Origin of the sequence: Streptomyces sp. NPDC047453 (assembly GCF_040643155.1) — a bacterium.
Classification (GTDB): domain Bacteria; phylum Actinomycetota; class Actinomycetes; order Streptomycetales; family Streptomycetaceae; genus Streptomyces.
In genome coordinates, this window is the sequence record NZ_JBEYTS010000005.1 from 26,313 (window position 1) to 48,840 (window position 22,528).

20 protein-coding genes are annotated in these 22,528 nt (G+C 70.6%); 9 read left to right on the forward strand and 11 right to left on the reverse strand.

The annotated features are described in order from the left end of the window. The first annotated feature begins 11 nt into the window (after positions 1-11). The 3 genes from ABZ818_RS06880 to ABZ818_RS06890 all read left to right on the forward strand — a co-directional run bounded on the left by ABZ818_RS06880 (position 12) and on the right by ABZ818_RS06890 (position 4,762). Positions 12-767, forward strand: coding sequence for a TIGR03089 family protein (locus ABZ818_RS06880; protein WP_361411709.1), 756 nt, complete (start codon positions 12-14; stop codon positions 765-767). 497 nt (positions 768-1,264) lie between these two features. Further along, positions 1,265-3,013 (forward strand): LCP family protein, encoded by a 1,749-nt coding sequence (locus ABZ818_RS06885; RefSeq protein ID WP_361411711.1) that lies wholly within the window; start codon positions 1,265-1,267, stop codon positions 3,011-3,013. 93 nt (positions 3,014-3,106) lie between these two features. Beyond that, positions 3,107-4,762 carry an LCP family protein gene (locus tag ABZ818_RS06890; RefSeq protein ID WP_361411713.1) on the forward strand — a complete coding sequence of 552 codons (1,656 nt, stop codon included), beginning with the start codon at positions 3,107-3,109 and terminating at the stop codon, positions 4,760-4,762. A gap of 57 nt (positions 4,763-4,819) precedes the next feature. On the opposite strand, the gene ABZ818_RS06895 is transcribed toward ABZ818_RS06890, so the two are convergent. Further along, complete coding sequence (locus ABZ818_RS06895) at positions 4,820-5,848, reverse strand: glycosyltransferase family 2 protein (RefSeq protein ID WP_361411715.1); 1,029 nt, start codon at positions 5,846-5,848, stop codon at positions 4,820-4,822. A gap of 125 nt (positions 5,849-5,973) precedes the next feature. Here ABZ818_RS06895 and ABZ818_RS06900 point away from each other — a divergent pair, with 125 nt between their 5' ends. Beyond that, the gene (locus ABZ818_RS06900; protein WP_361411717.1) at positions 5,974-7,458 is read left to right on the forward strand and encodes an LCP family protein; all 1,485 of its coding nucleotides are present in this window, start codon (positions 5,974-5,976) and stop codon (positions 7,456-7,458) included. A gap of 21 nt (positions 7,459-7,479) precedes the next feature. Here ABZ818_RS06900 and ABZ818_RS06905 read toward each other — a convergent pair whose 3' ends face one another. Next, the gene (locus ABZ818_RS06905) at positions 7,480-8,037 is read right to left on the reverse strand and encodes an acyl-CoA thioesterase (protein ID WP_361411719.1); all 558 of its coding nucleotides are present in this window, start codon (positions 8,035-8,037) and stop codon (positions 7,480-7,482) included. A gap of 119 nt (positions 8,038-8,156) precedes the next feature. On the opposite strand from ABZ818_RS06905, the gene ABZ818_RS06910 reads away from it, so the two are divergent. After that, positions 8,157-9,452, forward strand: coding sequence for an LCP family protein (locus ABZ818_RS06910; RefSeq protein ID WP_361411721.1), 1,296 nt, complete (start codon positions 8,157-8,159; stop codon positions 9,450-9,452). Positions 9,453-9,525: 73 nt separating this feature from the next. On the opposite strand, the gene ABZ818_RS06915 is transcribed toward ABZ818_RS06910, so the two are convergent. Next, a complete protein-coding gene (locus ABZ818_RS06915; protein WP_361411723.1) occupies positions 9,526-9,888 on the reverse strand; it encodes a four-helix bundle copper-binding protein in 363 nt (120 codons plus the stop codon). A gap of 209 nt (positions 9,889-10,097) precedes the next feature. Next, positions 10,098-11,270, reverse strand: coding sequence for an acyl-CoA dehydrogenase (locus tag ABZ818_RS06920; RefSeq protein ID WP_361411725.1), 1,173 nt, complete (start codon positions 11,268-11,270; stop codon positions 10,098-10,100). Between the two features lie 171 nt (positions 11,271-11,441). On the opposite strand from ABZ818_RS06920, the gene ABZ818_RS06925 reads away from it, so the two are divergent. Next, a complete protein-coding gene (locus ABZ818_RS06925; RefSeq protein ID WP_361411727.1) occupies positions 11,442-12,785 on the forward strand; it encodes a UDP-glucose/GDP-mannose dehydrogenase family protein in 1,344 nt (447 codons plus the stop codon). A gap of 144 nt (positions 12,786-12,929) precedes the next feature. Here the strand turns inward: ABZ818_RS06925 and ABZ818_RS06930 are convergent, their stop codons facing one another. Next, positions 12,930-13,436: a CGNR zinc finger domain-containing protein gene (locus tag ABZ818_RS06930; protein ID WP_361411729.1), complete on the reverse strand. Its 507-nt coding sequence runs from the start codon at positions 13,434-13,436 to the stop codon at positions 12,930-12,932. 118 nt (positions 13,437-13,554) lie between these two features. On the opposite strand from ABZ818_RS06930, the gene ABZ818_RS06935 reads away from it, so the two are divergent. Further along, a complete protein-coding gene (locus tag ABZ818_RS06935; protein WP_361411731.1) occupies positions 13,555-13,914 on the forward strand; it encodes a VOC family protein in 360 nt (119 codons plus the stop codon). 70 nt (positions 13,915-13,984) lie between these two features. Here the strand turns inward: ABZ818_RS06935 and ABZ818_RS06940 are convergent, their stop codons facing one another. The 3 genes from ABZ818_RS06940 to ABZ818_RS06950 are packed head-to-tail and all read right to left on the reverse strand — an operon-like array spanning position 13,985 to position 16,832. Continuing rightward, positions 13,985-15,163 (reverse strand): dipeptidase, encoded by a 1,179-nt coding sequence (locus ABZ818_RS06940; RefSeq protein ID WP_361411733.1) that lies wholly within the window; start codon positions 15,161-15,163, stop codon positions 13,985-13,987. 5 nt (positions 15,164-15,168) lie between these two features. Continuing rightward, complete coding sequence (purE, locus tag ABZ818_RS06945) at positions 15,169-15,696, reverse strand: 5-(carboxyamino)imidazole ribonucleotide mutase (protein WP_361411735.1); 528 nt, start codon at positions 15,694-15,696, stop codon at positions 15,169-15,171. Further along, a complete protein-coding gene (locus tag ABZ818_RS06950; protein ID WP_361411737.1) occupies positions 15,693-16,832 on the reverse strand; it encodes a 5-(carboxyamino)imidazole ribonucleotide synthase in 1,140 nt (379 codons plus the stop codon). Before ABZ818_RS06950 ends, purE begins: the two co-directional genes overlap by 4 nt. A 282-nt stretch (positions 16,833-17,114) precedes the next feature. Here ABZ818_RS06950 and ABZ818_RS06955 point away from each other — a divergent pair, with 282 nt between their 5' ends. Continuing rightward, a complete protein-coding gene (locus tag ABZ818_RS06955; protein ID WP_361412066.1) occupies positions 17,115-17,660 on the forward strand; it encodes a GtrA family protein in 546 nt (181 codons plus the stop codon). Between the two features lie 50 nt (positions 17,661-17,710). On the opposite strand, the gene ABZ818_RS06960 is transcribed toward ABZ818_RS06955, so the two are convergent. Continuing rightward, positions 17,711-18,982: an ATP-binding protein gene (locus ABZ818_RS06960; protein ID WP_361411739.1), complete on the reverse strand. Its 1,272-nt coding sequence runs from the start codon at positions 18,980-18,982 to the stop codon at positions 17,711-17,713. A gap of 35 nt (positions 18,983-19,017) precedes the next feature. Continuing rightward, positions 19,018-19,695 (reverse strand): response regulator transcription factor, encoded by a 678-nt coding sequence (locus tag ABZ818_RS06965; protein WP_100571005.1) that lies wholly within the window; start codon positions 19,693-19,695, stop codon positions 19,018-19,020. A gap of 536 nt (positions 19,696-20,231) precedes the next feature. On the opposite strand from ABZ818_RS06965, the gene ABZ818_RS06970 reads away from it, so the two are divergent. Further along, on the forward strand, positions 20,232-21,770 hold the full coding sequence (locus tag ABZ818_RS06970; RefSeq protein ID WP_361411741.1) for an oligopeptide:H+ symporter: 1,539 nt from the start codon (positions 20,232-20,234) through the stop codon (positions 21,768-21,770). A gap of 147 nt (positions 21,771-21,917) precedes the next feature. On the opposite strand, the gene ABZ818_RS06975 is transcribed toward ABZ818_RS06970, so the two are convergent. Next, entirely contained in the window at positions 21,918-22,466 is a 549-nt protein-coding gene (locus ABZ818_RS06975; protein WP_361411743.1) for an ATP-binding protein, read from the reverse strand. Positions 22,467-22,528 lie beyond the last annotated feature (62 nt).

Below are 22,528 nucleotides of genomic sequence, written 5' to 3' on the forward strand. Positions count from 1 at the left end.
CGCTTGCGCGGGTGAACGCCACCGAACGCACCCTTGCCGACCTGCTGCGTTCCGCGCTCGCCGCGGATCCCGGACGCCCACTGGTGACCTTCTACGACGACGCCACCGGCGAACGCGTCGAATTGTCCGTGGCCACCTTCTCCAATTGGGTGGCCAAGACCGCGAACCTCCTCCAGGGGGACCTCGGCGCCGGACCCGGCGACCGGGTCGCGCTCATACTGCCGGCGCACTGGCAGACGGCCGTGTGGCTGCTGGCGTGCGCGTCGGTGGGCGCGGTGGCGGACGTCGACGGGAACGCGGGCGTCGCCGATGTCGTGGTCAGCGGACCGGACACACTGGACGCGGCCCGCGCGTGCTCCGGGGAACGGGTGGCGCTGGCGCTGCGGCCGCTGGGCGGGCGGTTCCCGCAACCGCCGGAGGGCTTCCTGGACTACGCCGTCGAGGTGCCGGGGCAGGGCGACGTGTTCGCGCCCTTCACGCCGGTGGACCCGGAGGACCCGGCGCTGATCGTGGCCGGGGCCGAGTACACGGCGGCGGAGGTCGTGGAGCGGGCCCGCGGCGACGCCCCGGAGCTGAACCTGACCGGGCCGGCCTCCCGCCTGCTGTCGGCGCTGCCGTACGACACCTGGGAGGGCCTCAGCGCGGGCCTGTACGCGCCGCTCACCGCCGGCGCCTCGGTCGTCCTGTGCCGCAACCTCGACCGCCTGCCCGAGGACGCCCTGGCCAAGCGCATCGAGTCCGAGCGGGTCACGGCCACGGCCAGATGACGCGCCCGGGCTCCGGGCCCGGATCTCCGGACAACACGCCCGCCCCCAATCCCGTGGAATGCGGGATTCGGGGCGAACGGCGCGAATTCGGCCGCCGCGGATTCGGATTCCGGGCCGGAAAGGGATTCGTCTGCGCAGTCGCACGACTACGGTGGGTATTTCCCGGGGGTTGCACGACGCGGGTCGAGCACCCTGGCGATCCACGGCTCGCACCCTGGCCCACGACGCCGTTCCGCGACGACACGGCCAACTCGGGCGCCTCTGCGGGTAAAGCCACGGCCAAAGGCGAACTTTTGTCCAAGGAAATGGGCGGATTGCCCCCTTGTAGGGAAGTGGAATTTGTCACCAGCGTCGCTCGGTGTTGAATCTGCCGGATAGTGTGAGCGATCCGGTGCGACTGGCCGCGAGGTCTTCCTGGGGTCGCGCACTATGCGAAGCAGACCTGGCGCCAAGAGGGGCAAGGCGCCGCGTGGCCCCAACGGAGGATTCGGACAACCGTGGACGCGCAAGGCCGTGGGCGGGCGGACAATGTCGACCCCGCAGACCAGTGGGTGCTCAATCCGGACACTGGCGAATACGAACTGCAACTGACCCCTTCCGCTCCGCAGTCGGCGGTACCGGGCCCCCGTCGGGCCTCCTCCCGCAGAGCCGGAGGCACGGCGTCCAGGCAGCGCCCGGCGGCGCCCGGGCGGCAGCAGACCCGCCAGGCCACCTCCTCCGAAGCCGTGCCCGTCCGTCCCCGCCGCCGGGCGGCGCCGCCGGAGGAGCCGCCCGGGCGGCGGGGACGCCGGCCGGAGAAGAAGTCGAAGACCAAGAAGGTCCTGATGTGGACCGGCGGCACCATGGCGCTCGTCCTGGTCGGCGTCGGCACGGCCGGCTACCTGGTCCTCAAGCACCTCGAGGGAAACGTCACCACCACCGACGTGGGCGGCGCGGCCAAGAACGGCTTCAGCAAGGACGAAGCCTTCAACATACTGATCATCGGCACGGACAAACGCACCGGCAAAGGCAACGAGGGCTACGGCGACAAGGGCAGCGCGGGCCACGCCGACACCAACGTCCTGCTGCACGTCTCCAAGGACCGTACGAACGCGACCGCGCTGAGCATCCCGCGCGACCTGATCGTGGACGTACCGGACTGCCCGACCAAGCAGCCCGACGGCAGCACCAAGGTCGTCCAGGGCACGGACAACGTCCGCTTCAACACGAGTCTCGGCCAGGACGGCCGTGATGCGGGCTGCACGATGCGCACGGTCAAAGAGATGACCGGCATCGCGCCCGACCACTTCATGATGGCCGACTTCAACGCGGTCAAGACGCTGACGACAGCGGTCGGCGGAGTCGACGTGTGTCTCAAGAACTCCGTGAACGACAAGAAATCGCACCTCGACCTGACGGCCGGTGAGCACACGATCGAGGGCGAGCAGGCTCTGGCCTTTGTCCGCACCCGGCACGCCTGGGGCAACCAGGGCGACCTGGACCGGATCAAGGTGCAGCAGCAGTTCCTCAGTTCACTGATGCGCAAGATGACCTCCGGTGACACGCTCACGAACCCGACCAAGCTGTTCAAGCTGGCGAACGCGGCCACCAAGGCCCTGACCGTCGACAAGGGCATCGGCAATGTCAACACCCTCATGGACGTGGCGCAGGAGTTGAAGAAGGTGCCGACGAAGAACATCACCTTCCTGACGGTCCCGGTCGTGGACAACCCGGCCGAAAAGGTCCGCGCGACTGTCGTAGTCCATCCAACCCAGGCTTCCCCGGTCTTCGACGCCATCGCCAACGACGTCTCCTTCACCGCCGTGAAGAAAAAGAAGAAGGCCGAGAAGAGCGCCGAGGCGGCCCGCCTCAAGGGCACCCAGTCCGAGGCCTCCGAGGTGCGGGTCCGGGTCTTCAACGGAGGGGCCGCCGGCGGTGCCGCCCAGGAGACCGTCAGCTGGCTGCAGACCTCCGTGGGCGTGCTCAAGTCGGAGAACGCGGCCAACGCACCCGAGAGCATCGCCAAGACCACGCTCGAGTACGCGCCCGACCAGGCGCCGCAGGCCCGTAAGCTCGCCGCGCTCATGGGACTGTCCGGGGCCGCGCTGAAGCCGGGCGAGAGCTTCACCAACTCCCAGGGGATGCCCACGATGACGCTGACCCTGGGCAAGGACTTCAAGGGTGCCGGTGTGCCGCTCACGCCGCCGACGAAGGCCCCGGAGGTCGACGGGAAGTCCACGGCGGACAAGGTCGAGTGCGCAAGTTGAGCGCACAGCACCACCTTATGGGCCTGTCATGCGTCTAACCCGGCGCACGGCAGGCCTGTTTCATGGCATGGCACCAGGGTGGGAGGACGGGGAGTGACGCAGAGCAGTCTGCGCGGGGAGGGGTCGGCGGTCGAGGAAGCGATACCTCCCGCGCCGCGCAAGGGCAGCACTTCGGACGGCCGCGGCCGGCACGGCGGAGGAGGACGCGGCGGGAAGAAGCGCGATGCCGCGGGCAGAGGCCCCGCGCGGCGCGTACTGCGCTGGTCGGCCATGGTGCTCGCGCTGGTCGTACTCGGCACGGCCGGCGCCGGATACCTCTACTACCAGCACCTGAACGGCAATATCCGCAAGGGCCAGCGCAGCAGCGGTGACTCCAAGGCGCAGAGGGCGAGGCCCAACTCGGCCGGCCAGACGCCCGTGAACATCCTGCTGATCGGCTCCGACAGCCGTAACTCCGACGCCAACGTCGCGCTGGGCGGCAGCCGGGACAACCGCGGCACCCCGCCGCGGGGCGATGTGCAGATGCTCATCCACCTGGCCGCCGACCGCAAGAGCGCCGCCGTGGTGAGCATCCCGCGGGACACCCGCGTCGACATCCCCAAGTGCACCGACCCCGATACCGGCAAGGTCTATCCGCCCGTCAACGAGATCATCAACGAGTCGCTGGCCCGCGGCGGCGCCGGCTGCACGCTCGCCACCTGGGAGAGCCTCACCGGTGTGTACATCGACCATTGGATGACGATCGACTTCGCGGGCGTGGTGAAGATGGCGGACGCCATCGGCGGCGTCGAGGTCTGTGTGAAGCAGAACGTGTGGGACCGCCCCACGCCCCTGGCGCCCGGGGGTTCCGGCCTGAAGCTGACGGCGGGCAAGCACAAGGTCAAGGGCAAAGAGGCCCTCCAGTGGCTGCGCACCCGGCACGCCTGGGGCAGCGACCTGCTGCGGGCCAGGGCCCAGCACATGTACATGAACTCGATGATCCGCACCCTGCGGAGCCAGAACGTCTTCACCGACTCCGGCCGGCTCATGGGCCTCGCGGAGGCGGCGACGAAGTCGCTCCAGGTCTCCGAGGAGATCGGCACCGTCGAGAAGCTGTACCACCTGGCCATGCAGCTCAAGACGGTCCCCACCGACCGCATCACCATGACGACGATGCCCAATGTCGCCGACCCGCAGGACGACAACCACGTCGTCCCGGACGGCGCCGGCGCCACGAAGGTGTGGAAGATGCTCCGCGACGACGTGCCCTTCGACGACAAGGGCCCGGCGCCGGACGCGAAGAACTCAAAGAAGCGTACGGGCGAGAGCGCCGCGGACAGGACTCCCTCGGTCCCGGCCGACCGGCTGGGCGTACTGGTGCAGAACGGCACCCGCACCGCCACCCAGGCCCCGGTCGGCGGCCGGGCGCGCGAGATCGGCCAGGAGCTGGCGGGCAAGGGCTTCACCCGGGCCTCCTCCGACACCTCGGCGGCGCTGTCGGAGGAGGAGACGCTCGTGCGCTACCCGAGCGCGGACCTGGAGGGCGACGCGCAGAGCGTCGCCAAGGCCCTCGGGATTCCGCTGAGTTCGGTGCGGAAGTCGACCGATGTCTCCGGTGTCACCGTCGTCGTCGGCGCCGACTGGCGTACGGGGAGCACCTATCCGAAGGAGGCCGCTCCGAAGGCCGGCGACCTGCCCGACAACTCCGACGCCATCAACGGCTCGGACGAGAGCCAGTGCATGGACGTGTACGCGCCCTACCGCTGGTAGCACGAGCGGGGCCCCTCTCCCGTGGAGAGGGGCCCTGAGAACTCCCGGCGCGAACGCTCAGTCGGCGGCGGTGACCGCCGGCCTCCGGGCGGCGATGACCCTCCTGGCCAGCGACTTGGGGCTGGTCAGGAAACCCCAGCCCCAGGACATGTGCATGGTGGCCAGGGCGACCGGGATGCGCAGCCGTGCCGCCAGGGGAAGGCCCTTGCCGGCGGGGACCGATCCGGCGGCGATCGCCGCCAGGTAGCCGCCGGGGACCACCAGAGCCCACGGGGTCAGGGTCGCGCCCACCACGATCCCGGCCGCGATGGCGCACACCGCGGCCGGCGGGGCGAGATAGCGCAGGTTGATGGATCCCTGGTGGTAGCGGGCGACGACGTGCCGCCAGCGGCCGTAGTCCTTGTACTGCCTGGCGAGGGCCTTGACGTTCGGGCGGGGCCGGTAGGACACCCGCAGCTCGGGCGAGAACCAGATCTGGCCGCCCGCCTCGCGGATGCGGAAGTTGAGCTCCCAGTCCTGGGCGCGGATGAACTCCTCGTTGTAGCCGCCCTGTTGCTCCAGGGCCGCGCGGCGGAAGACGCCCAGGTAGACCGTTTCGGCCGGGCCGGCCTGGCCGCCGGTGTGGAAGGCGGCGTTGCCCACCCCGATCTTCGAGGTCATCGCGGCGGCGACGGCATGCTCCCAGGCGTTCTCGCCCTCGGCGTGCATGATGCCGCCGACGTTCTGCGCGCCGGTCTCCTCCAGGAGCCGTACCGCGGTGGCTATGTAGTCCGGCGAAAGCATCCCGTGGCCGTCGACACGGACCACGATCGGATGGCGGGAGGCCTTGATCGCGGCGTTGAGCGCGGCGGGGGTGCGGCCGGTGGGGTTCGGGACCGTGTGCACGCGCGGGTCCTCGGCCACGAGTTCGGCGGCGATGTCGTCCGTGCGGTCCGCGGACGGACCGAGGGCGATCACGACCTCCATCTCGCCGCCGTACTCCTGCGCGAGGATCGCTTCGACGGCCCCGCGCAGGTGCCGTTCCTCGTTGAGGACGGGCATGATCACAGAAACGGCGGGGAGTCGCACGTCGGGCTTGGCGTTCATCGGTGCTCACGTTACCGCGAACGGGGGACACCGGTGCGCGCCGTGGGGGTCACTGCGCCGGTCAGCAGATCGTATGGCCCTACGGTGCTCACGGTGCCCACCCACGCCCATGCGGAGGTGTCCCCATGCCCCCCACGCCGTCCCGGCCCCGCCCGCGGCCACCGCGCGCCCCGCAGCGCCGCGCCGCACCGCCGCGGCCGGCCCGGGTCCCGCACGCGTCCGCACCGCGCCGGAGACCGCGCTGGGCCATGCGGGCGGCGACCACACTGTCGGCGGTGGTGCTCGCCTCCGCCGGGATCGGGCACGCGGTGGTCTCCGGCCTGGACGCGGACATCGCCCGGGTCGACCCCTTCAAGGACATGAAGAACCGCCCGCGGGCGGGCCACGGCATGAACGTCCTGCTGGTCGGCACCGACGGCAGGGACCGTATCAGCGCGCAGGAGCGGCGCCAGTACCGGCTGGGCGGCCAGGCCTGCCACTGCACCGACACGATGATGATCGTGCATGTGTCACAGGACCGGCAGCGGGCCAGCGTGGTGAGCCTGCCCCGGGACTCCTACGCCGAGCTGCCCGGTCACGTCGACCAGAACACGGGCCGGCGGCACGGGCCGCACCCCGTCAAGCTCAACGCGGCGTACGCGGAGGGCGGCCCCCATCTGACCGTGCGCATGGTCGAGGACCTGACCCAGCTGAAGATCGACCACTACCTGGAGGTGGACTTCACCACTTTCATGCGGACCGTGGACGTCCTCGGCGGGGTGCAGATCTGCACCGCCGAACCGATGAAGGACAGCTACTCCGGCCTGGACCTGGCGGCCGGCACGCACACGCTCTCCGGCGGCCAGGCCCTCCAGTACGTCCGCTCCCGGCACGTCGACGCGGCGAGCGACCTCGGCCGGATGAAGCGCCAGCAGCGGTTCCTGGCCGCCCTGATCGAGCGGGCGACCTCCTCCCAGGTGCTGCTGAACCCCATGAAGTTCCGGAACGTGGCGTTGACCGTGCTGAGCTCGGTACGGGCGGACCAGGGTTTCCACACCGACGAGCTGCTGGACCTCGGGCGGGCGATGCGCAACTTCTCCCCGTCCTCCTCGGAGTTCGCCACCGTCCCGATCGCGCAGCCGTCCTACCCCGTCAACGGCGTCGGCTCGACGGTGAAGTGGGACCGGGCCAAGGCCGACCGGCTCTTCCAGTCGCTGCGGGAGGACCGGCCGCTGACCGTGCGGCGGCCGCGGCAGGCGAACCCCGCGGTGACCGTGCGGGTCGCCCCGCAGCAGATCCGCGTCCAGGTGCAGAACGGCACCGGCGCGACCGGGCTCGGCAAACGGGTGGACCAGGCGCTGGCGGCGGCCGGGTTCCGTACGACGGGCGCGCCCGCTGACGCCAAGCAGCCCACTGCGCGGCGGACCGTCGTGCTCTACGACCCCCGGTGGGACCGGTCGGCGAAGTCGCTCGCCGCGGCGCTGCCGGGCAGTGAGCTGCGCGCCGCGCCGGGGCAGGGCGCCACGCTCAAGGTGATCGCGGGAAGCGACTACCGCCAGGTGCGCCAGGTGCGGGTGGAGGACCAGGTGCAGGGTGCCGCCATGACGGGCGACGAGGTGCTGTGCGGCTGACGGAGTGACGACCTGGCGGCGTCAGTCCTCGTAGCCCTCGGCCGCGCGCTTCTCGCGCAGTTCCATGATGGCGCGGCGGCGGGCCAGGCGGTGGGTGCGGCGGATCTGGGCCTCCTGGTAGCGCCGCCGGTCCCGGTCGGTCTCGGGCAGGACGGGCGGCAGGGGGCGCGGCTTGCCGTCGGCGTCCACGGCGGTGAAGACCAGGTACGCCGAGCCGACCTGGGTGGTCGGGGTGGACTCGTTCCAGCGTTCGGCGAGGACCCGCACGCCGACCTCCATGGAGGTCCGGCCGGTCCAGTTGACCTGGGCCTTCACATGGACGAGATCACCGACCCTGACCGGTTCGAGGAACGCCATCTCGTCCATGGACGCCGTGACGGCGGGCCCGCCGCTGTGCCGGCCGGCCACCGCGCCCGCCGCGTCGTCGACCAGCTTCATGATCACACCGCCGTGCACCGTCCCCAGCAGGTTGGTGTCGTTGTGGGTCATGATGTGGCTCAGGGTGGTCCGGGACGCCGAAGTCGGCTTGCCGGGGATGTCCGGAATCTCAGATTCCGCGGTGGAGGCCTGCTCTGTCATGACCCCTACCTTATGCCGAGGCGGCATCCGGGGAATTTGTGTCAGCTTCGCAACAGCGGTGCCCTTATTTCCTGACGCCCCTTGTAAGGAACACAGCGGTGCCCTGCACACTGGGGCGCATGAATGATTGGCCCGAGGGGTGGTCCGGCGGCAACCGCGGACCCGGATACGGACGCGGCAGCGCGACGCCGGAAGGGGCGCGTGCGATGCGCCAGGTACGGCGCGGCGGCCCGGGGGCACCCGGCGGGCAGGGCGGATACCCGCCGCCCGGCGGCCCGGGCCCCTCGGCGCCGCCGTACGGCATTCCGCAGCAACCGTCGTACGTCGACGGCCGCGGGTACGACGACCCCGGCAACTACGACGGGTACGACAGCGGCTACAACGGCGGCCACGTCTACGGCGGACCGGGCGGGGGCGACCCGCGCGACTACCGTCCCGCGCCGAACTGGGGGCGCCGCTTCAAGTGGGCCGTGATCACCCTGGTCACGCTGCTCGTGGTGACCTCGGTCGCGACCTACTTCTGGGCCGACTCCAAGCTCCGCCGCGAGGTCGACCTGTCCAAGGTCATCGACCGGCCGGAGGCCGGCAAGGGCACGAACTACCTGATCGTCGGCTCCGACAGCCGTGAGGGCATGTCCTCGGAGCAGAAGAAGAAGCTGCACACCGGGTCCGCCGAGGGCAAGCGCACGGACTCGATGATGATCCTGCACGTCGGCGACAACGGCGACACGCTGATATCCCTGCCGCGCGACTCCAACGTCACGATCCCGCAGTTCCGCGGCTCGGAGTCCGGCAAGATCAAGGGCCCCCTCGGACCGAACAAGCTGAACGCGGCCTACGCCTTCGACGGTCCGGAGCTGCTGGTCCGCACCATCGAGTACAACACCGGCCTGCACATCGACCACTACGTGGAGATCGGCTTCGCCGGCTTCGCGAACATCGTGGACGCGGTCGGCGGCGTGGAACTCAACATCGACAAGGGCTTCAAGGACAAGTACTCGGGCGCCGACTTCCAGGCGGGCAAGCAGAAGCTGGACGGCCAGCAGGCCCTGGCCTTCGTGCGCACCCGGCACGCGTTCGCCACCTCCGACCTGCAGCGCACGAAGAACCAGCAGAAGTTCCTCGCCGCGCTGTCCCACCAGGTGGCGTCCCCCTCGACGGTCCTGAACCCGTTCAAGCTCTACCCGACGATGGGTGCGGGCCTGGACTCCCTGATCGTCGACAAGGACATGAGCCTGTGGAACCTGGCCTCCATGTTCTGGGCGATGAAGAACGTCAACGGCGGCGACGGCGTCTCCATGAACATGCCGATATCCGGCTCGACCGGCGGCAACCTCGCCTGGGACATGCCGAAGGTCAAGAGGCTGGTCAATGAGCTGAAGAACGACGAGAAGGTCACGGTCACGGGCAACTGACCCGACCCCTGCCAGGAGAGCCCCGCGGTGCCGGCCGGCACCGCGGGGCTCTCGCCGTCCGGCCGGGCTCAGGTCACATCCTGACGCTCGCCATCGCACGGCACATCTCGGCGCAGCGGCGACACGCCTCAGCGCAGCGCTTCATCATCTTGTCGTCGGGCATGGACATACACGCCTCGGCGCACATGTCGCAGGCCTTGGCGCATATCGCGCACATCTCGGCCGCCATGGGCGAGCGGCGCATCATCATGTCCGCGCACATGCGGGTCATCTCGGAGCAGTCCATGAGCGCGCGCATGATCTGCATCTGCGCCTGGCCGCCCATCTGCATGCAGGAGCTCATGGCCTCCTCGCAGACGGTGTGGCACGACATGCAGGCCTGGACGCAGTCCTGCATCTCCTTGCTCATGGGGGTCATGGTTCCGGGCTGGGTCATGGCTCCTCCTGGAGGGCGAAGGGCACCGGGGGCGGGGCCCTGTACCCCTCCGTCGTACGCCCGCCCGGGTCCCCGCGCCATCCGGCGCGGACAGCGGACCGGGTACCGCCGTTCGGCTTACGGCCCGCGCCCGGCGGCCCTCCCCCGGCGCATCGCGAACGGCCCCCGGCTCAAATGCCGGAGGCCGTCGGACGCGTGCCAGGAGACTGCTAGGGAAGGTTCCTGGCCATCACGATCCGCTGGACCTGGTTCGTGCCCTCGTAGATCTGCGTGATCTTGGCGTCGCGCATCATGCGCTCGACCGGGTAGTCGCGGGTGTAGCCGTAGCCGCCGAGGAGCTGGACGGCGTCCGTGGTGACCTCCATGGCGACGTCCGAGGCAAAGCACTTGGCGGCGGCGCCCTGGAAGGTGAGGTCCCTTTCTCCGCCTCCGGCGGAGACGCGCTCGGACTTGGCGGCGGCCGCGTAGGTGAGGTTGCGGGCGGCCTCGATCTTCATGGCCATGTCGGCGAGCATGAACTGGATGCCCTGGAAGTCGGCGATCGGCTTGCCGAACTGCTTGCGCTCCTTGACGTAGCCCTTGGCGTAGTCGAGAGCGCCCTGGGCGATGCCGAGGGCCTGGGCCGCGATGGTGATGCGGGTGTGGTCCAGGGTCTTCATCGCCGTGGCGAAGCCGGTGCCCTCGGCGCCGATCATGCGGTCGGCGGGGATCCGGACGTTGTCCAGGTAGACCTCGCGGGTCGGGGAGCCCTTGATGCCGAGCTTCTTCTCCGGGGCGCCGAAGGAGACCCCGGGGTCCGACTTCTCGACGACGAACGCCGAGATGCCCTTGCTGCGCTTGTCCGGGTCGGTGACGGCCATCACCGTGTAGAAGTCGGACACGCCCGCGTTGGTGATCCAGCGCTTGACGCCGTTGAGGACGTACGTGTCGCCCTCGCGGACCGCCTTGGTCTTCATGCCGGCCGCGTCGGAGCCCGCGTCCGGCTCGGACAGGCAGTACGAGAACATCGCGTTGCCCTTGGCGAGCGGGGCCAGGTACCTCTTCTTCAGCTCCTCGGAGCCGGAGAGCATCACCGGCAGCGAGCCCAGCTTGTTCACGGCCGGGATGAGGGAGGAGGACGCGCAGACGCGGGCCACCTCCTCGATCACGACGACCGTCGCGAGGGCGTCCGCGCCCGCACCGCCGTACTCCTCGGGCACGTGCACGGCGTGCAGGTCGTTGGCGACCAGCGCCTCCAGCGCCTCCTGCGGGAAGCGGGCCTCCTCGTCCACCGCGGCGGCGTACGGCGCGATCTTCGCCTCGGCCAGCGAGCGGACGGCGTCACGGAGCATGTCGTGCTCCTCGGACGGGCGGTACAGGTCGAAGTCAGCCGATCCGGCCAAGGTCTCTCACGCTCCAACGCTAATTACCGTTAAGTAACCCAAATTTTAGGCGCCCGCTCACGCCAGTGATACGTGAGCTTGGCGACAGCGGGGACATTGCCCGGCGTAGGCCCCGCGCATGCCCCCGATATGCTCGGGCACCGCATCACCATCGTCTCCCCTGGAGGACCCATGAGCCTCAAGATCACCGTGATCGGCACCGGCTATCTCGGCGCGACACACGCCGCGGCCATGGCCGACCTCGGGTTCGAGGTGCTGGGTCTGGACGTCGTCCCCGAGAAGATCGAGATGCTCCGGCGGGGCGAGGTCCCGATGTACGAGCCCGGCCTGGAGGAGCTGCTGCGCCGGCACGTGGCCGGGATCGAGGGCTCGACCGGGCGGCTGCGCTTCACGACGGACTACGCGGAGGCGGCCGCGTTCGGCGACATCCACTTCGTCTGCGTGAACACCCCGCAGAAGCACGGCGAGTACGCCTGCGACATGAGTTACGTCGACTCCGCCGTCACCTCGCTCGCCGCGCACCTGAACGGTCCCGCGCTCGTCGTCGGCAAGTCGACCGTGCCCGTGGGGTCCGCCGACCGTCTGGCCCGCATGATCGCCGAGCTGGCGCCCGCGGGCGCGGACGTGGAGCTGGCCTGGAACCCGGAGTTCCTGCGCGAGGGCTTCGCCGTGCATGACACGCTGCACCCGGACCGGATCGTGGTCGGCGTGCGCAGCGAGCGGGCGGAGAAGCTGCTGCGCGAGGTGTACGCCACACCGATCGGCGAGGGCTCCCCGTTCGTGGTCACCGACTTCCCGACCGCGGAACTGGTGAAGACCTCCGCGAACTCCTTCCTGGCCACGAAGATCTCCTTCATCAACGCGATGGCCGAGGTCTGCGAGGCCGCCGGCGGCGATGTGGCCAAGCTCGCCGAGGCCATCGGGCACGACGACCGGATCGGCAGCAAGTTCCTGCGGGCCGGGATCGGCTTCGGCGGCGGCTGCCTGCCCAAGGACATCCGGGCCTTCATGGCACGCGCCGGCGAGCTGGGCGCGGACCAGGCCCTGACCTTCCTGCGCGAGATCGACTCGATCAACATGCGCCAGCGCGGGCAGATGGTGGAGATGGCCCGGCAGGCGCTGGGCGGCGGGCCGTTCCTCGGCAAGCGGGTCGCGGTGCTCGGCGCCACCTTCAAGCCGGACTCGGACGACGTACGGGACTCCCCCGCGCTCAACGTCGCCGGTCAGATACACCTCCAGGGCGGCCAGGTGACGGTCTACGACCCCAAGGGCATGGACAACGCCCGGCTGGTGTTCCCCACGCTCGGGTACGCCGGCTCCGCGCTGGAGGCCGTGCGCGGCGCGGACGTCGTCCTGCACCTGACCGAGTGGCGGGAATTCCGCGAGCTGGATCCGGCCGGGCTGGGCGAGGCCGTGGCCGCCCGGGTGATCCTCGACGGGCGCAACGCGCTGGACCCGGAGCTGTGGCGGCGGGCCGGGTGGACGTACCGGGCGATGGGACGCCCGACCGCATAGCCCCAGACCGGCGGACATCCCCAGACATACCTAGACGTACGCAGACATGTGACGCCGGTTCGGCCGAGGCTCAGTCGGCCGAACCGGCGTCTGCACGCATTGTGCACCACCGGAGCGCGGCGTGAGCAGTGAACTCCCCGTGGATCACGTCCGCTTCGCCCGATAGCGGCGCATCTTCGCGCGCGCCCCGCACACCTGCATCGAGCACCAGCGGCCGCGGCCGGCCGGGCTGCGGTCGTAGTACGCCCAGTGGCACGTGACCGCCTCGCAGGCCTTCAGCCGGGCCCAGGTGCCCGCGACGAGGGCCTCGGCGACGGCGGCCGCGACCCGGGAGAGCAGGGGGCCGTCGTCGGCGGGAGCGAGCGTGGCGGAGCCGTCCCGGGCGTCGACGGCCACCAGCAGGGGCGCTCCCGCCAGCAGCTCGCCCAGCGGTGTCACCGTCCGGTGGGGCGGATGCCCGGCGTGGGCCAGCAACGTGGCGCGCAGCGACTCGCGCAGCTCGCGCGCCTGCGGCAGTTCCGCCTCGGGGATCCCCAGGCGCGCCCGGCCCTCCGCCGTGTCGAGCGAGTCGGCGCCCGTCTCGATGTCCAGCGTGTTCACCAAGGACTCGACCAGCGCCAGGCCTCCGGGCGCGGACGATCTCTCACTCATGTCAGCGACGGTACCTCGCGAAACCGGTTGCGTCGTTACCCGCTATGCGCCAGCATGCAGTAACGGTTACTGGTTACCCGGCTCAACGGGTAACACCATCCCCGACTGGGAGGAAGTCATGGCTCTCGCCAAGCTGGGTGTCGTCGTCCTGGACTGTCCCGACCCGCGCGCCCTCGCCGGCTTCTACGCCGAGGTGCTCGGCGGGACCGTGGAGGGCGAGGACGACTGGGTGGACCTGAAGGTGCCGGGCGGGTCGGCGCTGGCGTTCCAGAAGGCGCCGGGGTTCGTGCCGCCGAAGTGGCCGGGCGCGGACGCCTCGCAGCAGTCCCACCTGGACCTGGTGGTGGACGATCTGGACGCGGCGGAGAAGGGGGTGCTGGCACTCGGCGCGCGACCGCTGGACGCGACGGACCGGGCGCGTGGCTTCCGGGTCTACGCCGACCCCGCCGGGCACCCGTTCTGCCTGTGCGCCTGCTGAGAGGCGTCCGTCAGCCGTCGTGTGCGCCGGACGGCAGGAGGTACACGGCCTCCCGCCGCCCGGTACCGGGTCACCCGTCCAGTTCGGCGATCGTCGCGTTGGACGGCGTCCGGGTGGCCTGCAGGTCGCGGGCGACGTCCTCCGCGGCGCCCAGGACGCGGACCGCGTTCTGCCAGGTGAGCTTGGCCAGGTCCGTCCTGGACCAGCCGCGGTCGAGCAGTTCCGCGATCAGGTTCGGGTAGCCGGAGACGTCGTTCAGGCCGTCGGGGGTGAAGGCCGTGCCGTCGTAGTCGCCGCCGATGCCCAGGTGGTCGATGCCGGCGACCTCGCGCATGTGGTCGAGGTGGTCGGCCACCGTCGCGACCGTGGCGACCGGGCGCGGGTTCGCCTCCTCGAAGGCACGGTGGACCTTCATCGCCTCGGCGGTGGTGTCGAGGTGGTGGAAGCCGTGCGCACGCATGTTCTCGTCGGCGGCGGACGTCCAGTCCACGGCCGCCTGGAGCACGAACTTCGGCACGAACGTGACCATCGCGATCCCGCCGTTGACGGGCAGCCGCTCCAGCACGTCGTCCGGGATGTTGCGGGGGTGGTCGCACACGGCCCGCGCGGAGGAGTGCGAGAAGATCACCGGCGCGCTCGTGGTGTCGAGCGCGTCCCGCATGGTCGTCGCGGCCACGTGGGAGAGGTCGACCAGCATGCCGAGCCGGTTCATCTCCCGGACCACCTCGCGGCCGAAGGCCGACAGGCCACCCACGCCCGGCTCGTCCGTCGCCGAGTCCGCCCAGGCCACGTTGTCGTTGTGGGTGAGCGTCATGTAGCGCACGCCGAGCGCGTACAGCCCGCGCAGCGTGCCGAGGGAGTCGGCGATGGAGTGGCCGCCCTCGGCGCCCATGAGGGAGGCGATCCGGCCGTCCACGCGGGCCGCCTCCATGTCGGCGGCGGTCAGGGCGGGGGCCAGGTCGGCCGGGTGGCGGGCGAGCAGCTGCCGTACGCAGTCGATCTGCTCCAGCGTCGCCGGCACCGGGTCGGGCAGGTCCGCGCGGACGTAGACCGACCAGAACTGGGCGCCGACGCCGCCCTCGCGCAGGCGCGGCAGGTCGGTGTGCAGATGGGCGTTCTGGGGGGTGGCGATATCGCGGGCGTCGAGGTCGTAGCGGACCTGCTCGCGCAGCGCCCAGGGCAGGTCGTTGTGGCCGTCGACGACCGGGAACTCGCGCAGCAGGTCCCGGGCTTCGTTCAGCGAGGACACCGGCGTCACTTCCCCGTGCCGAAGCCGAAGGCGCCGGAGTTCTCGACCTTGGCGCGCAGCCGCTTGCCCTTCTCGGTGGCCTGGTCGTTCAGCTCCTGCTGGAACTCCCGCATCCGGGCGAGCAGCTCCTCGTCGTGCGCGGCGAGGATCCGGGCGGCGAGCAGACCCGCGTTGCGGGCGCCGCCGACCGACACGGTCGCCACCGGGACCCCGGCGGGCATCTGCACGATCGACAGCAGCGAGTCCATGCCGTCCAGGTACTTGAGCGGGACGGGCACGCCGATCACCGGCAGCGGCGTGACGGAGGCGAGCATGCCGGGCAGGTGGGCGGCCCCGCCCGCGCCCGCGATGATCGCCTTCAGTCCGCGCTCCGCCGCACGCTCGCCGTACGCGATCATCTCGCGCGGCATGCGGTGCGCGGAGACGACGTCGACCTCGTAGGAGATCTCGAACTCGTCGAGCGCCTCGGCGGCGGCCTCCATGACGGGCCAGTCGGAGTCCGACCCCATGACGATGCCAACAACTGGGCTCATTCGGTGATGGTGCCTCTCAGGTAGCCGGCTGCGTGACGGGCGCGTTCCAGCACGTCGTCCAGGTCGTCGCCGTAGGTGTTGACGTGGCCGACCTTGCGGCCGGGCTTCACGTCCTTGCCGTACATGTGGATCTTGAGCTGGGGGTCGCGGGCCATGCAGTGCAGGTACGCGGAGTACATGTCGGGGTAGTCGCCGCCGAGGACGTTCGCCATGACGGTCCACCTGGCGCGCGGGCGGGGGTCGCCGAGCGGCAGGTCGAGGACCGCGCGGACGTGGTTGGCGAACTGGGAGGTGATGGCGCCGTCCATCGACCAGTGGCCGGAGTTGTGCGGGCGCATCGCCAGCTCGTTGACGAGGATGCGCCCGTCGCGGGTCTGGAACAGCTCGACGGCGAGGTGGCCGACGACACCGAGTTCCTTGGCGATGGTCAGCGCGAGTTGCTCGGCCTGGAGGGCGAGGCTCTCGTCCAGGTCGGGGGCCGGGGCTATCACGGTGTCGCAGACACCGTTCACCTGCTGCGACTCCACGACCGGGTAGGCCACGGCCTGGCCGTGCGGGGAGCGTACGACGTTGGCGGCCAGCTCCCGGACGAAGTCGACCTTCTCCTCGGCGAGGACGGGCACGCCGGCGCGGAAGGGCTCTGCGGCCTCCTCGGCGGAGTCGACCACCCACACGCCCTTGCCGTCGTAACCGCCGCGGACGGTCTTGAGGACCACGGGGAAACCGTCGCCCTCGGCCGCGAACGCAGCCACGTCCTGCGGGTCGGTCACGATCCGGTGCCGCGGGCACGGCACGCCGATCGCGTCGAGCTTCGCGCGCATCACGCCCTTGTCCTGGGCGTGCACGAGCGCGTCGGGGCCGGGGCGTACGGGGATGCCGTCCGCCTCCAGGGCCCGCAGGTGCTCGGTGGGGACGTGCTCGTGATCGAAGGTGATCACGTCGCAGCCCCGCGCGAACGCGCGCAGCGTGTCCAGGTCGCGGTAGTCGCCGATGACGACGTCGCTCACCACCTGTGCCGCGGAGTCCTGGGGAGTGTCACTGAGGAGCTTGAACCTGATGCCCAACGGGATGCCCGCCTCGTGTGTCATACGAGCGAGCTGACCCCCGCCGACCATGCCGACTACCGGGAATGTCACGCTCCTAGGGTATCGGCCGCCGCAGTGCGGCCCGCTTCCGCGCCCGCCGGGGCCGCGCCGACGCCTCGCGGGGACGTCACCCGCCGCACGGACGTACGCACCCGACCGCGCCGGCGTGCCCGTCGGCGCTCTTACCAGTCGCTTCGACGGCTCTTTCCCGCCTTTTCCCGGACTCTTTCCGACCTGTTCCCGAGCTGATGCCTTGTCCACAGGCGCGGGTGTGGAGCGCTGGTTAGCATGGCCGGGTTGACCGAACCGACCGAGACGGGGGCCTGCACGACCATGGAACATGGTTCCTCGGGGCTTCGACCGGCGCCCCAGGCGCCCCGCGGCGCGCTTCGCAGGCGCGTGGACCAGCTGTGGCGCGAGGTCGTGAAGTTCGGCGCGGTGGGCGGAGCGGGGCTGCTGGTCAACCTGCTCGTGTTCAACCTGGTGCGGCACGTGACCGGACTTCAGGTGGTGCGGGCCAGTGTCATCGCGACCGTCGTCGCGATCGCCTTCAACTACGTCGGCTTCCGCTACTTCACGTACCGGGACCGCGAGAAGAGCGGGCGCACCCGGGAACTGACGCTGTTCCTCCTGTTCAGCGTGGTCGGCCTGGTGATCGAGAACGGCGTGCTGTACCTGGCGACGTACGGCTTCGGCTGGGACAGCCCGCTGCAGAGCAACGTCTTCAAGTTCCTCGGCATCGGCGTCGCGACCCTGTTCCGCTTCTGGTCGTACCGCACCTGGGTCTTCCGCACCCTGCCGGCCCGGGAGACCGTGGCGGGCGCGGAGTACTTCCTCGAGACCGAGTCGAAGAAGCCCCGGCCCGAGGTCTTCCGCTAGGACCTGCCGGTCCTGGCTCTTCCGCTGGGTCCCGTCGGTGCCGGCCGCGGTCAGCGCACCGTCGGGTGGTCCTCCGACTGCTTCTTCGACGGCGGGGTGCGGGACAGGAACAGGCCGAAGACGGGCGGCTGGGCCTGGAGCAGTTCCAGGCGGCCGCCGTCGGCCTCGGCGAGGTCGCGGGCGACGGCCAGCCCGATGCCCGTGGAGTTGCGGCCGCTGATGGTGCGCTCGAAGATACGGGCGCCCAGGTCGGCGGGGACGCCGGAGCCCTCGTCGGTGACCTCCACCACGGCCTGGTTGCCGGTCACGCGGGTGCGCAGCGCCACCGTGCCGCCGCCGTGCATCAGGGAGTTCTCGATCAGCGCGGCCAGCACCTGTGCGACGGCGCCCGGGGTGCCCACGGCCTGGAGGTGCCGCTTGCCGGAGCTGACGATCGCCCGGCCGGCGCTGCGGTAGGCGGGGCGCCACTCGGCGATCTGCTGCTGGATGACCTCGTCGAGGTCGAAGGAGACGGCGGAGCCGGTACGGGGGTCGCGGGAGTTGGTCAGCAGGCGGTCCACCACGTCGGTCAGCCGCTCGACCTGGGCGAGCGCGACGTTCGCCTCCTCCTTCACCGTGTCCGGGTCGTCGGTGAGGGTGATCTCCTCCAGACGCATGGACAGCGCGGTCAGCGGCGTACGCAGCTGGTGGGAGGCGTCGGCGGCGAGCCGCCGCTCGGCGGTCAGCATGCGGGCGATGCGCTCGGCCGATCCGTCGAGCACGTCCGCGACCCGGTCCAGCTCCGGCACGCCGTAGCGCTTGTGGCGGGGGCGCGGGTCGCCGGATCCGAGGCGCTCGGCGGTCTCGGCGAGGTCGGTCAGCGGGGAGGCGAGCCGGTTGGCCTGGCGGACGGCGAGCAGCACCGCGGCGACCACCGCGAGCAGCGCCACCAGGCCGATGATCAGCAGGGTGCGGCCGACCTCGCGGGTCACCGAGGAGCGGGGCTCCTCCACCCGGACGGTCTCGCCCTGCTCTCCCTTGGCCGTGGAGTGGATCACGTCGCCGGACGGTTTGGCGCCGACCTTGATGGGCTGCTGCCCGGGGATGCCGATCACGGCGTACTGGCCGTCGGCCACCTGGTTGCGCAGGACGTCGGCGTTGACCGTGGCCGCGCCGAGCAGCCTGCTGTCAACGATGCTGGCCAGCCGCAGCGCCTCGGAGTCGACCCGCTCCTGGGCACTGCTGCTGATGGTGCGGGTCTCGACGATCACCAGGGACAAGCCGAAGACGGCGATCACGACCAGGACCACGGCAAGCGTGGACTGGATCAGTCGGCGGCGCATGTCCTCCTACCTGACGAAAGCGCGGGGCGGCCGGCTCAGCTCTTCTCGAATCGGAATCCCACGCCGCGCACGGTCGCGATGTACCGGGGGTTCGCCGCGTCGTCGCCGAGCTTCTTGCGCAGCCAGGAGATGTGCATGTCGAGGGTCTTGGTGGACGACCACCAGGTGGTGTCCCAGACCTCGCGCATCAGCTGGTCGCGGGTGACGACCCGGCCCGCGTCCCGTACGAGCACCCGGAGCAGGTCGAACTCCTTGGCGGTGAGCTGGAGCTCCTCGTCGCCCATCCACGCGCGGTGGGACTCGACGTCGATGCGCACGCCGTGCGTGGCGGGCGGCTGCTGCGGCTCGGCGGCGCCGCGCCGCAGCAGGGCCCGGACACGGGCGAGCAGTTCGGCGAGCCGGAAGGGCTTGGTGACGTAGTCGTCGGCGCCCGCGTCGAGGCCGACGACGGTGTCCACCTCGTCGGCGCGTGCGGTCAGGATCAGAATGGGCACCGTGTGGCCGTCGGAGCGCAGCCGACGGGCGACCTCCAGGCCGTCCATGCCGGGCAGCCCGAGGTCCAGCACGACCAGGTCGACACCGCCCTGCATTCCGGCGTCGAGCGCGGCGGGTCCGTCCTCACGCACCTCGACCTCGTAACCTTCCCTGCGCAGTGCGCGGGCCAGCGGCTCCGAGATGGACGCGTCGTCCTCGGCGAGCAGTACACGGGTCATGAGCCGATGGTAGTCCGCCCGCGCCGCCCGCTGGGGTGGTCCCGCGGTCTGATCGGCACGCACGGTTCTTACCTTGCGGCCGGTCGGGGGCCGCCTGTGCGGCCCCGTGGCACGGACCGGTCGGCGCGGAATGCGATCCTTTGAGGCCTTGGTAATAGACCTTCGAAAGCCGGGCAGGGTTCCCGAGCGACTTGTGATCCGTGTCTCAAGTCCTTCCATATCCGGCAGTGTCCTGCCGTATGGTGGCTTGAACGTCTGATGCACACAGGGGACCTTTGGCGATCGTCTTGACGCTGAAGGTCTCTTTTGTGGGCGGGTCGGCCCCAACCGGCCCGGGAAGAATGACCTAGGGCCGGGCCTCGTACGCGCGTCGACGCGGGCAGAGGTGTGGATCCCGGTGGCCGTCGTCCGCCGCTTCGCGATCCGGAGCGGGATCCCCCTGGGCGTGGGGTGGACCTCGGGCCTGCCGGTGCCGGCCACCCCCACCGGGCGCGTACCCGCCGAGGGCGGCGCGTCCCGACCAGCAAGGAACGACCATGGCGTCCAGCCTGACGAAGGACTCGGTCCATCCGGGCACCCCCGGTTCCGAAAAGACCTTCTTCGGCCACCCCCGCGGCCTGGCCACCCTCTTCATGACCGAGATGTGGGAGCGCTTCAGCTTCTACGGCATGCGAGCCCTTCTCGTCGTGTACCTGCTCTCCGGCGGCCCCGACGCCAAGAAGGGGAGCATGACCGGTGGCCTCGGCATGGATCTGGCCACCACCACCGCCATCTACTCCGTCTACCTGTCGATGGTGTACCTGCTCGCCATGCCCGGCGGGTGGCTGGGTGACCGCGTCTGGGGTCCCCGCAAGACGGTGGCGATCGCCGCGATCACGATCATGGCGGGCCACACGGTGCTGGCGCTGCCCGGCGGCCAGGCGCCCTTCTTCGCCGGTCTCGCGCTGGTCGCGCTCGGCTCCGGCCTGCTGAAGGCCAACATCTCCACCATGGTCGGCCACCTCTACAAGGGCCCGGACGACCCGCGCCGCGACGGTGGCTTCACGATCTTCTACATGGGCATCAACATGGGTGCCTTCTTCGCGCCGCTGATCATCGGCACCGTCGGCCAGCAGGTCAGCTGGCACCTGGGCTTCGGCCTCGCCGCCGTAGGCATGGCGATCGGCCTCGCGGCCTTCCTCATCGGCACCCGGAACCTGAGCCCGCAGAGCAACGTCGTGCCCAAGCCGCTGGACACCGCCGAGCGTGCCTCCTGGCTGCGCAAGGGCCTGACCTGGCTCGCCATCGCCGCCGTCTTCTACGGCATCGTCGGTTTCACCGGCCACTTCACCCTGAACTGGGCGATGATCCCGCTCACCGTCATCGGTCTGGTCATCCCGGCCGGCGTCCTGCTGCGCATCAAGCGCGACAAGGAGCTGTCGACCGTCGAGCAGTCCAAGATGACCGGCTACATCTGGTTCTTCGTCGCGGCCGCCGCCTTCTGGATGATCTACGACCAGGGCGGTTCCACGGTCCAGGCGTTCGGTGAGACCAAGACCTCCTCCTCGCTGCTGGGCTTCGACTTCCCGTCCTCCTGGTACCAGTCGCTGAACCCGGTGTTCATCATGGCCCTGGCCCCGGTCTTCGCCTGGTTCTGGCTGTGGCTGAGCCGCAAGGGCAAGGAGCCGAGCACCGTCGCGAAGTTCGCGGCCGCCCTGTTCTTCATCGGCGTCTCGTTCTTCTTCTTCCTGCTGCCGCTGGGCATGGCCAACGGTGACACCCTGGTCAGCCCGATGTGGCTGGTCGGCATCTACCTGATCCAGACCGTCGGCGAGCTGTGCCTCTCCCCGGTCGGCCTGTCGGTGACGACGAAGATGGCGCCGGCCAAGTACGCCAGCCAGATGATGGGCGTGTGGTTCCTCGCGGTCACCGCGGGCGACTCCATCACCAGCCTGCTGTCCAACCCCGCCGTGGCCGGGGTCGACCTCAGCGGCACGGGGGCGGTCACCCTGGAGGCGGTCCTCGCCGCCCTCGCCGGTGTCGCGGTCTACATGTACCGCCGGAAGGTGAAGTCCCTGATGGGCGACGTCCACTGACGTCACCCCCCGATCGCCGAAAGGGCCGCCCCTCGTGGGGCGGCCCTTTCGTGTCGCGGTCCTGGTGTCGCGGTCCTGGTGTCGCGGTCCTGGTGTCGCGGTCCTGGTGTCGCGGTCGCCGTCGGGCCTCGCCGAGCGGCTCCGCGTTCAGGCGGGCGCCCCCAGCTCGGCCCACACTCTCTTGCCGGTGACGCCGGGAGCGCGGACGACGCCCCAGTCCAGGCACAGCCGCTGGACGATGAACATGCCGTGGCCGCCGGGGCGGCCGGCGCGGTGCGGGGTGCGCGGGGCGGGCTGGCCGGTGCCGCGGTCGGAGACCTCGATGCGGATCACCTTGTTGTCGCAGGTGATCTCCATCTGGTCGGGACCCTCGGCGTGCAGGCAGGCGTTGGTGACCAGTTCGGAGACAACGAGGAGCACGTCCTCGGCGGCGGCCCGCTGGTCGGCGGTCGCGGCGGGCAGCCAGCCCCACGCGTACAGTGCCTGGCGGGTGAAGTCGCGGGCGAGCGGCACGACGCCGCTCTCGCCATCGAAGCTCAGCCTGCGGATCTGGCGACTCCCGGACGGGGCCGCCGGCACGGCCGTCGCACCCCCTGTGGGTACCGCGCCCGTCGGCGCGTCCCCCTCGGACGCCCCGGAAGCGCCGCTGGGCTCCGGGCCGCGGTCGCCCGGCGAGTAAGGCCGGGTGGTGCTCATCAGCGCTTCACCTCACCGATTCACCAGTTCACGATTCAAAAGTCACCAGTCACTTCACACGT